We start from the raw sequence: 15,654 nt of genomic DNA, 5'->3' as shown, positions 1-15,654 counted from the left end.
TATTTATTCGTAATAAGCATGATCTTTAGGAAAATCGTCACCTTCCCACGCCTTTTTTGAGGTCCACGGTTGCGGTGCATCCGTCCAGAAAGGATGATTGGCCGGTAAGCCCAACGGCAAGAAAGCCAAAGAAGCCAGATACATGCTTCCGTTATTGGAATACCAATCGGCTATGTTAGGCTGATATGAACTGAAGCCAATACGCAAAAATCCTTTCTCATTAAAATTAGCCGGCGAAGAAAACATTCGTTTGATGACAGCAGTCATAGCTGCACGAACCTGCCCGTTGGGCAGAGATTGGGGCAATTCTTCACGCAAAGCAAGCAAAGCCAGAGGCTGCAACACACCTGTGCGATAGGTAATGGAACGGCCAAAAACAGGGAAAGTACCTTCGGGAGAGATGAAGCGTTCCAATATCATGCCAAAACGTTGCATGCGTTTCACGGCTGTTTCAAAACGTTTGCGGGGAGCAATCCAATTCTGCTTTTTATCAGTTACCACTTCCAGGCATTCCACATACATGGGATGAAGCACGTAACTGTTATAATAATCAAAGGCAAAGCTCGGACCGTCTGAATACCATCCATCGCCTACATACCATTCTTCCACCTTGCGCAAAGCCGAATTGATGCGGTAATTATCAGAACCGGCACCGGCTTTCATCAAAAACGTTTCAATGGTAGCGGAGAATAGTAACCAGTTTGTATACGGAGGGTCCACACGACGTAACTGTTTAAATTCGGAGATATAACGTTCTTTGGTCAGACTATCTAAAGGCATCCACAAGCTATCATAAGCACGCAGAAAACTGTTGGCAATGTAAGCCGCATCCACCAAAGGCTGTCCCTCTTTTCTCCACAACAAGTAATCAGCACTGGCAGGGTCAACCGACTGAGCGTATGCCTTCAATGCCCATTGGCGAAGTTGCTTGCGTTGAAACCCTTCGGGAGTATTGTCATCCGGTAAAGCTAACCAAGGGGCCAAGCCCGCCATTAGTCGGCCAAAACATTCCATATAAGTTACTGCCTTGTCTCTGCCATCCCACGTGGGACTTACTTCCACCTGCATATTTTGTTGCAGCTTGCCTTCACTCATGTTACTTAACACAGGAGCAGCCATGCGATACATCAGGTTACACCAATAAGTGCGGTCGTCGGGTTCTTTTTCTACTTTTTTCTTTGCCTGTGCAAACTGAACAGGTAAGAAACAGGCCAATAGCAGCCATACAAAAATGTTCTGTTTCATTTTCATGGTATCTTAAACATTGGTATTAATTCACTTTATCCATTCGGCCGGACTCCACTCATCTATCCATTTCAGGAACGGCACGCCTTTATCATCAAACTGAACAGGTAGCCAGATGTAACGCGCATCAATGGGATTCTTCGGTCTCCAGATATCAGCCATAAAGATATACTTATTTGGCTCACCCTGAAGCGTTAATATGTAAGTACTTTGTCCACCGTATGTTATTTTTGCATTTTCCCCCGTACACGGATTAGGATGTTTTGTCCACGGTCCCCAGATAGACGGAGCCGAGAACATACGCGCCTCATTGGGTGCCCAACCGGTACAACCCGAAGTAATCATCCAATACATTCCGTCTTTTTTAAAGATGGCAGGCGCCTCGTTGTGTCCGGCAGGAGCCACTCTCATGTATTTTCCTGTATAACCCAGATAGTCATCATTCAGCTCGGCAATGTGTAACGTCAGATTCTCTTCCGAAGAATAAATGTGATACGCCTTACCATCCTCATCAACGAACAAAGTCATGTCTCTCGACATCTGTCCGCCGGCCAAATCTCTTTGAATGAAAAGTCCGTTATTCACCGCTTCATACCACTTGGGAGTCCACCATTCCTTATAATCTTCCAATTTCAACTGCTTATTTTTCAGTTCCTGAGGCATATCAAACGGATAAACACCCGGATTGGCACGGAAAGATCCGATAAACTGATAAGGCCCTGTTGCTTGATCACTAACCGCTACAGCGGCACGAGCAGCAGCATAGCCTTTGTCCTTTAGCTCCAAATGGAACCACATGACAAATTTCTTTGTTTTATTGTTATAAATAACTTTAGGACGTTCTATAATACATCCTTTTACGATGTCACTGGCAGGATCATCCGAAACCGACAAGGCAACTCCTTCGTTGGTCCAGTTACACAAATCAGTTGACGAATAACAAGTCACTCCAACCAGCGCCGAACTGGTTGTGGCACTCTTATGCTCTCCAAACCAATAATATTTATTACCAAAATGAAGTACGCCACCGCCGTGAGCATTAATATGATTGCCTTCGTTATCGGGCCATAACTCACCCGAGCGAATCATCTTTTCTTTCCGGTACACCCTGACATAATCTATTTCATATCTCATGGGGAAAGCTTTATCATCGGGTTCACCGCCGTTCACCCCGCCAAGGGCCAGATTCAATAAGATATAATGAGGTTGTTTAAACGGATTCTGATGATTGCCCAGCGAACCGTTTGTGGTTTGGCTCAACGGTATTTCGTTAAGCAGTTCGTTATCTAAATAAAGTCTGATTGCTTCTTCGTCCCAATCCATACGCCAGATGTGAAATTTAGAAGCCCATTCCTTGTCCTTTTGCAAGAAGTAGTCAAAAGGAATCTTTTTACTGTTCCACATGGCATGATACCGGGCATCCGTGCCCCAGGCAGCATTAGCCAAGATGTGTGGTATTCCCTGAATACGGTAATATTCCATGATATCAATTTCACCACACGAAGGCCATTCCATGTTATTGCCTAATGTCCATATAGCAGGCCACGCACCTCCCCCAACGGGTATCTTGGCACGAACCTCTATCCGTCCGTATAAAAACTCTTTTTTACCGGCCGTTTTTAGGGAAGACGATGTATAAAAAGCATACTTACGTGCCTGTTTCCAGCTCTTACCCTCTTTCTTGTATTCTGTGTTCCTTACTTTCTCTTTTCTACCTTCAATAATCAATAAGCCCTTTTCGCAAAAAGCATTGTCAGGCTGATACCATTGCAGTTCCTCGTTACGCACAAATCCATCTTCAAAACTCCATACGGTACTGTCGGGCTTACCAGGTTTGTTAAACTCGTCACTCCAGACAAGTTTGTATGTGCTTTGCCCAAGCATGTTTGCCGGAGCAAGTAGAAACAGCAGAAATAACACTTTTACCATTATTTTCTTTCTCATCCTGTTATGTTGTTTGTTGATTTAGTCGAAACCTATATACAGCATAGTATTAACCTGTGCATCAAAGAAAAAAGGGCGGGGCAAGCTTTCACCCAGGAGAGACCTGCCCCACCCGTTAAACAAATTTATAGAAGACCTATTGAAAAGATCAAACTAATAGGTTATTAATTACTACCGCCTTCATCAGCCACAGCTTCTTCCCAGTTTGTCCACATAGGAATCTGGTCGCTGTAACCGTCATAACCGAAGTTTTGGCGAAGATCGGCCTTATTGTTAGCAGTAATGGCAGAGTTAGGCACGGGCCAGAAGATGTTATGTTTGTTCACCTTGTACTCAAAAGCCTGACTTCCCTGTTGTCCCTTACCATACGGGCGATTGAAGACGTTGTAAGTGGTGCAACGTTTATACCAATAGCTACCGCCAGTGAGATCAGTACCATCCTGCTTATCCCACGTGTTGATATCGTAAGTGTTACCCCATTCGTCGGGTTTACCACTCTTAGCAAGACACCAGGAAACGCGAGCCATTTCAGCCTGACGGAACTCTTCCATATAAAGTTCACGGGCACGTTCGTCCATGATGTCACCTATAGTAACAGTGGTGTACATCTTCTTGGCATTAGCACGCTGACGAACGGCATTCACGTCTTGAGCCGCACCGCTGGCATTACCTTGATAGAAGCGAGCCTCAGCACGCAGCAGGTAAGTGTCTGCCAAGCGGAACAAATACATGTCACCGTTACAGCCTTTACCTTGAGCACCTTGGAACTGGTTGGCTCCCTGGTTAGCCTCGGCTACCGCATCGAGAATATAAAGTTGATAAAGAGGCGTAGGATACCAACTACGGATAGTATCTGAACAAAGAATATCACCTTTCCTAACAAGAGGACCTCCTAAACCGTTGTTACCATAGTCTTCAGTAGCGTAAAGTTGATAGTTCTTGCCGTACCAGCTGGATTTGGGGTTGTTGTATTTGAAATCTTCCATTTCCATCCAGTTGCCCACCTCGCGGTTGTGGCGAAGATCTTGCCAGTCTGTTTCACCGTCATAATTCCAGATAGTTTTGTTATAGTGATAGGAAGTACGATTCAAAGCAATGCCTCGACCAGCCACACGAACCCAGTCGAGTTCGGCGTTGTAATTGCTATTATTACGAGCATAGTTGGAAGCCGGAGAAGCCAGACCATGAGGATCGCGAATTACACTGTTGCTCCAATGGGCGAAGTTTGCACGCATAATGTTATACGTGGTAAAGTTCTGGTCGTTGGAGTTAATAATAGGCATAATAAGTTCTTTGTTTGCCGAGTGACAAATGTTAGGTGTGCGGTGAAGATCCCACACAACATTGCGGGTAACTTTCCATGTCTTCTCGTTGCCGGAAGGCTGCCACGTACCGAAAGGTTCCAACATTAAGTGCAAACCATGATTGGTGATAAGTTCGGTAGCGGTCTGCTCTGCCTTAGCGTATTCTCCCGTCACGAGATAGCATTTCACCAAAAGGTGCATACAAGCTTCTTGATTTACCATACCTATATACGACATGTTTTGTTGTGAAGGGACGTGCTGAACGGCAAACTCAAGATCGTGCACCAGCATCTTGAAGATGGCCTCTTTGCTGGTAGACTTGTAGTCTTGTTTGGGTGAAGTCATCAGTTTAGTGATTAAGGGGATATCACCGAACTGCAAAGTCAGGTTATAGTAAGCATAGGCTCTGTGGAAATAAGCGCGACCCTTGTAAGCGTCACGAATGTCATCAGCAAGGCCTTGTACTTTGTCAACGTACGAGAGTACAGAGTTAGCGTACTTCACGGCATTGAATCCCTGATCCCAGAAACGCTGCATGAAGTTACCGTCGCCACCACCCGACATACCCGAAGTGGGAGTCAGTTTAGCATCGAAGTTATCTTGGAAACCACCACCCATATCGGTCTTGGCATACATACCTACGTCGGTTAGGTAATAGTTGGTGGCAAGTCCCACGTTGTTCCAGTTACCATCGAGGATATAGGTTTTCAACTGCTTGTCACACATGGTGAGGGCCGACTGCAAACCTGATTCCGTAGAGTAAGTAGCGGTGGGCTCGTAAAATGAAAGCGGGTCTTGCTCAAGGAACGAGTCGGTACAAGCAGTCATTGTAGCTGCTAGAGCTACAAACTTGCTGCTTCTATATAATAAGGTATTGATATACTGTTTCATATTGGTTTACGATTTTAGAGTGTAACATTGATACCAAACTGAAATTGGCGATTTGAGAAGCCACCTGTTTCAGGGTCACCATAATCCCAGCTATCGAACGTGCAAACGTTATTAACACCGGCTGTTAGGCGTATTTTCTCTATCTGATACTTGCGGGTGAACTTCACAGGCAACGTGTAACCAAGGGTGATGTTATCCAAACGTACAAAGTTGCGGTTGTAAACTTTCTGAACACCAGTGGCTCCGCTAGGACCTACTGCATTCAGGCGAGCATAGTCGTTAGTAGGATTCTCGGGTGTCCAGTACTCTTTCTTGTAAGTGTTAGACGTTTGAGTGAACATAGAACCGGAATTGTCACCGTTCAAATAATAACCAGCCTGGCTCTTGTGACCCATATAAGAATACATGGAGAAAGAGAATGTGAAGTCCTTGAGGAACGTGAAATCATTGCGCAAGTTCCAATAGATAGGAGGAGCTGTGGTACCCTGATACACTTTATCTTTGTCATTATACACGGGAGTACCGTCTTCTTTATCGTCGGCCGTATAGTGATTCACCACTTTCGGGTCACCAGGTTTTTGGTTCACCTTAGCCGCTTCGGCTGCTTCGTTGAGCTGCCAGATACCGTCTACTTCAAAATCCCAGATTTCACCAACAGGCTTGCCGATATACCATTTGTTGCTGGTATCATTTATTTCCTTTCCGTTTTCGTCATACTCATAATAAAGGTGATTGATGCGGTTTTTATTATAAGAGAATCCGAAAGAGGTATTCCAAGTAAAGTTCTTGATTTCCATGTTGCGGGAGTTGAGGGTCAGTTCAAAACCCGAGTTAGTTACCTCACCCAAGTTGGTGGTGATGCTGCTAAAACCGGTGAAGTTAGGCAAGCGTTGGTTCATAATCATGTCATGCGTCTTTTTGTAGTACCATTCCACGCTACCGGTGAAGCGGCTGTCCAATACGGAGAAGTCGAGACCTACATTATAAGCCGTAGTTTTTTCCCACTCTAAGTTGGGGTTACCCAAGCGACTGATTTCCAATGCCTGAATAACAGCCGCACTACCGTCGCTGTTGTAATAGCCCATCACTCCGCCATTGGAAAGATTAGAAAGTGCCAGATAAGTGTCTTTTAGCGAACGGTTACCGTTTGTACCGTAAGATACGCGCAACTTACCATAATCCAGCCAAGGTTGTTTGATGAAACTTTCTTCTGAGAACACCCAGCTACCTCCCACAGACCAGAATGTAGCCCACGGATTATTCGAACCGAAAGCTGAATAACCATCACGACGTACAGTACCGGTAAACATATAACGATCGTTGTAGCCATAGAACAAACGACCCAGATAGGCGGCAGCCTGCGAATGTGTATCGTTGGTGTAAAAAGAACTTTGCTCCTTGTCGGCCCCAGAAACGTAGTGGAATCCAAGCGCGTCGGAAGGAGTAATGTTGCGGGCATGTATTTCGTCATACCAGTAGCGCTTCTCTTCAGCTTCCTGCACCAAGGTGACAGTAAAGTGGTGCTTGTCAAAAGTTTGATCCCAAGTCAGGGTGTTATTTAGGTTCCAATCAAAGTTCTTCGATGTGTTACGGTTTACGCCGCGTTCGGCAGGCGTGCTGTTGGGCAACTCGGAAGACATAAAATAGCGATCATAGAACCACTGGTAGCGTGGAGCGATGTTGAACTGATAGGTAATACCTAGCGGCAGTGTCAACTTCGCATTGAAGATGGTGTTAAGTACAGTGTAGCCCTTTTCCAATTCGTTATACTGATCTTCGAAATGATAGTTATAACCACCATTCGTTGGATTGCCACTGGTAGGATATTGCAATTCGTTGCCCTCATCGTCCCAACGAAGTGAGTAAGGCGATTGACGAAGTTGGTTACTGTCCCAATAGTTGCTTCCCAGAGGCACAGCGCTTGATTCGTCGCTACGATCTTGGAAGTTTACGTTGGCTCCTACTTCTAACCAATTGGTAACTTTGGCATTAATCTTCATGTTGGAGCGGAAAGCGTGATAGTCATCACCCTGAATGGCCCCCTCATTATTCAGATAGCCGAAGCTCAAATAGTAATTCACTTTGTCGGTAGCTCCGGAAATGCTGGCGTTATAGTCCTGATTAATACCGGTACGGAATACAGCTTTGTTCCAATCGTAAGTCTTGCCGGCCAGGTAATTCTGCATCACCAAAGCAGCATCGGCATCGAGACCCATACGACGAGCGTAGAGTGATTCGAGGCTCTCACCATTTTGCAAAGTCTTGGCTCCGGAAGTAGACCACTGATCAGAAGTCGTACCATACTTTGAGAGGTTGTTATAATGGTCATAGTAACCTGCAGGAACACCGCTACTTTTTGAATAGTAACCCCAATTTCCATTTTCATCATAACCATAAGTAGTAGCTTTGAACCAGTCTTCACGGTAAGTCATGTACTCCGAAGGACTGAACACATCGCGATAGGCAGCCTTAGTATTCGCAGCCATGTTGACACCAATGTTTATAACTGGCTTGCCTTCCTTACCTTTCTTAGTGGTAATAATGAGTACACCACTTGCTGCTTTGGCTCCGTAAACGGCTGCCGAAGAAGCATCTTTCAGTACGTCAATCTGCGCAATGTCATCGGGGTTAATTTCACTCAGTTCGCCACCGAAAGCCATACCATCAAGTATAATAAGAGGTGCGTTGTGCGAACCTTCAGTATAAAGCGAGTTCTGTCCACGAAGCTGAATAGAGGGTTCACTCTTGGCCGAAGACGAGTAACCAATCTGCAAACCGGGTGTACCACGCAACAAATCTTGCACAGTACCGGGGTTCTGATCAGCAATTTTAGTTGGGTTAATCTGCACGACCGACCCCGTAAGATCTTTCTTACGCATGCTACCATAACCTACTACCACTACTTCTTCAAGTGTTTTAGTATCTTCCTCGAGCTTAACGCTCACCTGAGTTTTGCCACGCAAGGGCAACTCCACAGTTTTGTAACCTATGTAAGTGATTACGAGTGTACCGGTAGCAGGCACACCCTGAAGGGTAAAAGCACCATCGAGGTCGGTAATGGTACCGCGAGAGGTATTACCCTTTTGCACCACACTGGCACCTATAATGGGTTCACCCGATCCATCGGTCACTACACCTCTTACATTAATTGTTGAATTTTGTGCGTTCAGGAATTGAACATTCAACAGAAAGACCAGACAGATTGCTAAAGCGATACCCACTTTCTCAATCATAAGCCTTTCTGAAAGTCTCTGTTTTTTCATTGCACTCTAATTTAAAGATTAAACATTCGGATTCAAAAAAATTACTGAGACAAATTTACGTACGTTAACTTTAATAAAGGTTTATACAGAGTCTTAAAAGGTAGAATTATGGTTCATAACCCTTTTTAAACCATAATTCCACCTATTTGAAAGGTGCTATGAGTGTTACGCTTGGTTTATAAAGATGAATTGCCGGTGAAGAAACCTCGTGTACATGGGGGTGTAGGATACTTGTACACCCGGATCTACAGACCATATACATGGGGGTGTACAAAGTGTATACATCCGGGTGGAGATGAGGTTTGTTCACCAGCAAATATTGGTGATACTTGGTGATACTTGGTGAGGCTTTATTTCAGGCAAGTATCACACATAGTAACCTGTAAGACAGTCTACTACGCGGTTGGTGATACTTGGTGATACTTTTTTTCACGCATTTTATGTAGCAAAAGGCGGAATGAGTTCAAGTACGACAAAAGAATAAGCCGGAAGTATTATCTTATCTTCATTCGGTACCCATCGGTCTGAAACAGGAACAGCTTTCTTATCGGATGGGTTTCCTCTTAAAACCGTCCGCTTTATGACGCTTCCCTGAATTTTCAGGTTTGACAGCTCAACGGTTGTTTCAACCGGAAGCAAATTCACCAACTTAACGATAAGATTGCCGTTTTCTTTGTTGCGCACAACAGATTGAACGATCCGTTTTTGTATCTCGGCACTCGGGTTATCAACCGTTAAATCACTAGCTATGTATTCCTCACCGGAATAATTTCCAAACAGTTTTTGTACTTCGTAATTAATCGTAGGATTTACGTCGGTGTTATTGAAGTAAATCAAATCCGGATTCCACTGCGTAAAACCTTCTTTTGCCAATAAAGGAGCATACGAGGTCATGGAAACAATGTCTGCATTTCGCTCTACGTTGCACAAATGAAGGGCTTCGGACAGTGCATTGTAAAGGGTATTGCCCCAAGTGGCATATTCGCCCAGGTAGACTTTAGGCTTGTTACGATCATACTTATCATAATAACGCTGGTTATTAATCATCCAGGTTGGGGCTACGTAATAGTGTTCATCAACCATAGGTACCTCAAGTTTGGAAGCGAAATCCCACCCAAACTCATAATCGGAACCTTCGTAGAAAGGTCCTACCGTACCAATGACCGTTATCTCGGGATACTGGGTTTTTACTGCTTTGTAAATCATGTCAAACCGTTCTTTGAAGGCTGTAGAGATTAAGTCTTCATTGCCTATTCCGAGGTATTTCAGGTGAAAAGGTTTGGGATGTCCCGCCTCAGCACGCTTACGTCCCCAAACGGTCGACTTGTCGCCAGTAGCCCATTCTATCAAATCCAGCACATCTTGAACATACTCGTCCATGTGCTCCATCGGAATGCCTCCTTGTTGTCCCGCCAAACCGGTAGCATGATTGTGAGCGGAGTTCTGACAAGGTACGCCGGCAGCCAAAACAGGTAACGGTTCCGCCCCGATGTCTTCACAATATTGAAAATACTCAAAATATCCCAATCCTTTGGTTTGATGGTACCCCCAAAGGTTAAAATCGGGCTTGCGTTCTTCTAGTTTGCCGATGGTATGCTTCCAATTATAGATATTGTCCATACCGTTTCCGTGAGCTACACATCCTCCGGGAAAACGTACAAAACGCGGTTTAATATCGGCTATCATCTGTGCCAGATCTTTGCGCAGTCCGTTCTTGCGGTTCCTAAATGTTTTTTGTGGAAACAGTGAAACCATATCTACTGCAAGCTGCTCATCGGAAGCTACCTTCACTGCTTTAATCTCCAATCGGGCATCGGGAACCGTAGCTGTTGCCGTAAGCACTTTCTCTATTTTCTTCCAGCCATTGGCAGCCGAACGTGAAGTCGCAGATAACACTAACTCGTTCGACAGGGACTTACCGGCTGCATCGATTAGTCTCACAGAAAACAAGGATGCAGAAGAAGCCTTAACAAACACAGAGAAATCATATTTCTCGCCCGTTTGAATGGCAATGCCGTTAAAACCTTCATTAATCAGAGTTTGTCCGCTGCCCAGCAAGGCGTAATGTTTGTTGTTATCGTGCAGAGGGTTGGCGGTTTCAACACGCACCGAGCCCTTGCTTGTCCATGCGGTGAGACTGTTCCATTCTTTCTTGTCTTTGCTCGTGTATTCAAAATCACGGTTTTGTATCAGCTCGGCGTACAACCCACCGTCGGCTGCATAATTAATATCTTCAAAGAATACGCCTATGAGCTTGTCGCTAATAGGTTTTCTGTCTTCTTGGTTGATGTTAAGCGTAGCACTAACAGGTTTCAAATCAGCATGACGGGCAGCAAAGCTTTCTGCCGTTTCAGCATTTTTTTCATTCTTGTATGCGGTTACCATGCTGTGATCTACTAATCGCTGCACTACCTGATAAGGAACTTTAAACACAGTATTTGATTTCTTATCAAGACCTTGTGAGAGCAGGTATTTATCTACCTCACCGGAGTTGCCTACATAATAATCTTGCGGCGTCCAAAGAATCAAATCCTTGGACGAAGCCACACCTACTACTCCATCGCGTTCATTCACGTCAAAAAGACAATGCCACGTACCATTCTGTGCACGTAACAGCTGCGGGTTAATCATTCGCTTCTCTGCTCCCCAGCGACCGTAATCGCTTTTCAGAAATGAAAACTCATCGGCTACAGGCTGCCAATGTTTCCCATCGATACTATAAGCAAGGTGCAATCCGTCTTTGTAGTTGTTTTTAGCCGTGGTATATCCTTTCACATAAACGGAGTCGGGCTGGTTTGCGCAAACCCAACCGGCAGATAATAAAAGCATGATGCTCAGCATGTGTTTTTTCATGGTAATTGTTATAAAGTGGTATTATCGGGTACAAAACGCTCAATATACTCTGAGGGGAGCATGCCGAACTCTTTTTTAAAGCAGGCACTAAAGTATTTAGGATCATTAAACCCTACCGCATAAGCCAATTCGGATATACGTATGGAATGTTTCTCCTCCATGATCTGACAAGCAGCTTTTAAACGAATGTTACGAATAAAGGCTGATGTATTAAGTCCGGTAAGCGATTTGAGTTTTTTGTATAACGTTGATTTGCTTGTTCCCATCTCGTCTATAAACTGGGGCTGGTCAAAATCGGGATCGCTCAAATGTTTATTCACACATTCGATAGCACGCTGCATAAACTCTTCATCCAGACTGGTGTAATGCAAATCTTTCACTTCAAAAACAAGCTGATTCTTGAAATCACGTGCCATACGTTCTTTATACTTCAGCAAATTCTTAATGCGTGCATGCAACACAGGCAGGTTAAAGGGCTTGCTGATGAAAGCGTCTGCACCCGATTCATAAGCTTCCGCTCTGTCTTCTTCAGTGTTCTTGGCTGTCAACAGTATAATGGGTATGTGGCTGTAGTCTAACCGTTCTTTTATGTAACGGCACACTTCAATTCCGTCCATCTCGGGCATCATAATATCAGAAACGACCAAATCAATGTCTTCGTTTTCCAGTATTTCTAATCCTTCTTTTCCATTAGCTCCGGTAAACACATTGTAATCGCGCCCCAGCAACCTAACCATTAGCTGAAGCAGTTCATTGTTATCTTCCAGCAATAAGATCGAATGAGGCTTGTTCCCACTTGCCCGTACAACATGGCTCGTGTTATCATCCATACCCGAAATAGTTTTCTGTACAGGAAGGGTTTCTTCGTCTACCTCTTCATCCTTGAAGTAAGACTTGTCTATAGGCAACCTGACAAAGAAAGTAGTTCCTTTATCAATTTCGCTCTCCACAGAAATGCTTCCGCCGTGCAGCTCAACCAAGTCTTTTGTCAACGCCAAACCAATGCCGGTTCCAATGGTATTAAATTTACGGTAATCTCCTTCATAAAATCGCTTGAAAAGATTCTTCTTTCCTTCCTCGGAAATGCCCTTGCCGTTGTCTCGTACTCGTAAAAGGATAAAGTCTTTATCACTGTCATACGACAGGTTGACTTGTACAAACCCACCTGCATTATTGTATTTAGCTGCATTCGATAACAAGTTATATAATATCTTATCGAGTTTATCCGGATCAAAATATCCCATGATGGACTCCGGATCACAAATAACAGAGAAATGCAGCTTACGCTTCTTAACTAAAGGTAAGAAACATTCAGCTTCATTCTTCACAAAGGCAGCTACGTCACCCGGCGATACTTTTAATTTCAGATTGCCGGTCTCCGCTTTACGGAACTCCAATATTTGTTGCAGCAAACGAATCAATCGTCTGATGTTATTGTTCATTACCCCATACAAATCAGTATGTTGAGGTGCCTGCATCTTCAACTCGTCAACCGTAGCCGATATAATCGTAAGCGGAGTTAATAACTCGTGGGTTATGTTCGTAAAGAATTGTAATTTGGCATGGTTTAATTCTTCAGATTTGGAACGTTCTATTTCTTTGAGATGAACCAAATTCTTAAGCGCTATACGGTTTTTGGCAACCTTATAGAAGTAATAGGCAATACCAATCAGTAAAATAAAATAGATGGTATAAGCCCACCATGTTTTCCAGGGAGGAGGTAAAATGACCACCTTGATAGACAATGGTTTATCGGTCCAGATTCCTCCTTCATTCGAAGCTTTGAGCTCAAATTCATACGTTCCGGCATCCAGGTTATTGTAATAGGCAAAGCGTCGGGAGGCATCGGTGTATTGCCATTGTTTATCGAAACCCTTCAAGCGATAGGCATACATGCATTGCATAGGCGCCACATAATTCAACGCAGCAAACTCAATGCTGAAGTTATTTTGGTTATAATCAAGTACAATTTCTTGTGTATAACCGGGCGCATACTTAGATATTTCGCTTTTTGTTTCTTTATCTAGCGCCCCCCACGACTGGTTGTAGATCTTTATATCAGTAATAGCAATAGGCAGTTGAATGCCATTGTCTTTCACCGATTCGGGATAAAAATAGTTGTAACCGTTGTGACCACCGAAGAATAGTTCACCCGATTTTGATTTAAAAGAAGCACCTCTCAAAAAGATGTTTCCCTGTAAGCCGAACTCACGGGTGTAAAGTCGATAAGTTCCCTTGTCCACACCGTTTTGAATGGAGAGTTTGATTAATCCGACATTGGTTCCCATCCATAAATTACCCAATTTATCTTCCTGAATAGAGAAAACTCCGTCACCGGGAATATTCAGCAACGAGCTAACGGCTACAAACTTATCCTGAGCAGCATCATAAAGGTTGAGTCCGCCTCCATCCGTTCCCAGCCAAAGCCTCTTCTTACTATCCTGATAAATACATTGTACATCAGAACAGTTCAGTTTACCATTTCGAGGTGAGTATTCGGTAAAGCGCACATCTTCCGGAGCAGAGCCCGAGGAAGTAATCCGCAAAACTCCATAACTTCCGCTGCCCGCCCAAATATATCCTTTACTATCTTGCTCCACACAATAGAAAAAGCCGGGGTAAACATTCTGCGTGAGGTTGTACCCTTTACGGGCAGCCGTGTATAAGGCAAGTCCCGACCGGGTGGCAATCCAGTAATTGCGGTTTGAATCTTCTTTTATACCGTATACACACGAACTGGGTAGCCAGCCATGCGTATACTGGGCAATGCGACTCACGCGGTGTCCCGGTCTTTGACTCCCATCAAAAATATAAATCCCTGAATTAAACGTTCCAAGCCATATTTTGTGATCGTAACGCGACTGCATAAATGTATTGATAGTTGGTAAATCGGGATACTCAGCAAAATCGGGGTAGTCTCTATAGTGTTTCCACTCACCGGTCTTCGGATTCTTCACGATGAAACCATAGCTACCGATACCCATCCAGAGCATACCGGTATGATCAACTAAAATACTTCTTACCGCGTTTGACGTCAGTGTTTCTTTCACATCGGGCAAAGCATCCAGCTGAAACATCGGTTTGTTAGTTGAAACATACCCCACGCCTCCTCCAAGCATACCCAGCCACATAATTCCCTGGTTGTCTCGGATAATGGCATTCACTTCATTAAAGGAGAAAAAGGAAGAATTGCGTCCGGGCTGGTAATTGATAAACTGTGTACCGGATGGTTTGTAATCAAGGATTGAGAGACCACTGCGGGTACCTACCCAGAGTGTTTTCGTATTCAGATCTTCTTCCATGGCATACACCACGTTATCTCCCAAACTATTGGCATCACCCGAACGATGATTAAACGAATGCCACACAACCTCACTCGGCTGGTAAGGATTTTCCATCAGATATAATCCGGATCCATACGTTCCAACCCAGATGCGGTGTTTACTGTCTTCGAAAACAAAGTGTGCGGAAGGAAGCGAGTAAAGATGATATTTGTTGCGTGCTACATCATATCGAATCAGTCCGTAGCTAGTGGCTATCCATAACTGATCCTGTGAGTCTTCATATAAATGTTGCACATTGTACAAGCGTGAATTAAGATCTTTATCGGTTTCCGACACACATATAACACAAGAATCCAAATGGGCATCGTAGCGAAACAACTCCCGGTCTGTCCCGATGAAAGTGACTCCCGAACGGGTGGTCTTGATGGTATTGACCACACTATTGTGAAAACGATTATCGAGTATCTGGCGAATAGCTCCTGTTCGCTTATTGAGTATATTCACCCCGTTATTGGTTCCTATCCACAGGTTATGATCATTATCTTCAGACACACAGCGAATGTTGTTGTTGCTAAACAAATTGGGAGAGTATAAATTCGATTTGTATATTTTTACCTGATACGCATCATACAAGCAGAGTCCGCTTGTTGTGGCAATCCAGATGTATCCGTCTTTATCTTGGTAGAGGCGTCGGACTTCATTGGTAGGCAAACCGTTAATGGTAGAGAGTTGTTTGAACTTCAAACGAGTGATCAAATCACGATTTTCAGCATGAACAGAAACGATGGCGGTGATCAAAAAGAACAACCAAGTAATATATTGGGCAAAACAGCGTTTTTGCATATCTCAGATTTTAGTAAACCAATGACG

Annotated in this window: 6 protein-coding genes; all 6 read right to left on the bottom strand. The window is 44.1% G+C overall.

What is annotated here, in order from left to right:
- Window positions 1-3: 3 nt before the first annotated feature.
- Window positions 4-1,251, bottom strand: coding sequence for a DUF2264 domain-containing protein (locus C511_RS0105165; protein ID WP_394356830.1), 1,248 nt, complete (start codon window positions 1,249-1,251; stop codon window positions 4-6).
- Window positions 1,252-1,275: 24 nt separating this feature from the next.
- Window positions 1,276-3,189, bottom strand: a complete 1,914-nt coding sequence (locus tag C511_RS0105160) for a family 43 glycosylhydrolase (protein WP_027317891.1) — start codon at window positions 3,187-3,189, stop codon at window positions 1,276-1,278.
- 164 nt (window positions 3,190-3,353) lie between these two features.
- Complete coding sequence (locus C511_RS0105150) at window positions 3,354-5,384, bottom strand: RagB/SusD family nutrient uptake outer membrane protein (RefSeq protein ID WP_024996390.1); 2,031 nt, start codon at window positions 5,382-5,384, stop codon at window positions 3,354-3,356.
- A gap of 14 nt (window positions 5,385-5,398) precedes the next feature.
- Entirely contained in the window at window positions 5,399-8,647 is a 3,249-nt protein-coding gene (locus C511_RS0105145; RefSeq protein ID WP_024996391.1) for a SusC/RagA family TonB-linked outer membrane protein, read from the bottom strand.
- Window positions 8,648-9,085: 438 nt separating this feature from the next.
- Window positions 9,086-11,500 carry an alpha-L-arabinofuranosidase C-terminal domain-containing protein gene (locus tag C511_RS0105140; protein ID WP_024996392.1) on the bottom strand — a complete coding sequence of 805 codons (2,415 nt, stop codon included), beginning with the start codon at window positions 11,498-11,500 and terminating at the stop codon, window positions 9,086-9,088.
- A gap of 8 nt (window positions 11,501-11,508) precedes the next feature.
- The gene (locus tag C511_RS0105135) at window positions 11,509-15,627 is read right to left on the bottom strand and encodes a hybrid sensor histidine kinase/response regulator transcription factor (protein WP_027317890.1); all 4,119 of its coding nucleotides are present in this window, start codon (window positions 15,625-15,627) and stop codon (window positions 11,509-11,511) included.
- Window positions 15,628-15,654: the final 27 nt, after the last annotated feature.

Origin of the sequence: Bacteroides graminisolvens DSM 19988 = JCM 15093 (assembly GCF_000428125.1) — a bacterium.
GTDB lineage: Bacteria > Bacteroidota > Bacteroidia > Bacteroidales > Bacteroidaceae > Bacteroides > Bacteroides graminisolvens.
The sequence above is the reverse complement of the archived record's forward strand: the minus strand, read 5'-3'. Positions and strand labels throughout refer to the sequence as shown.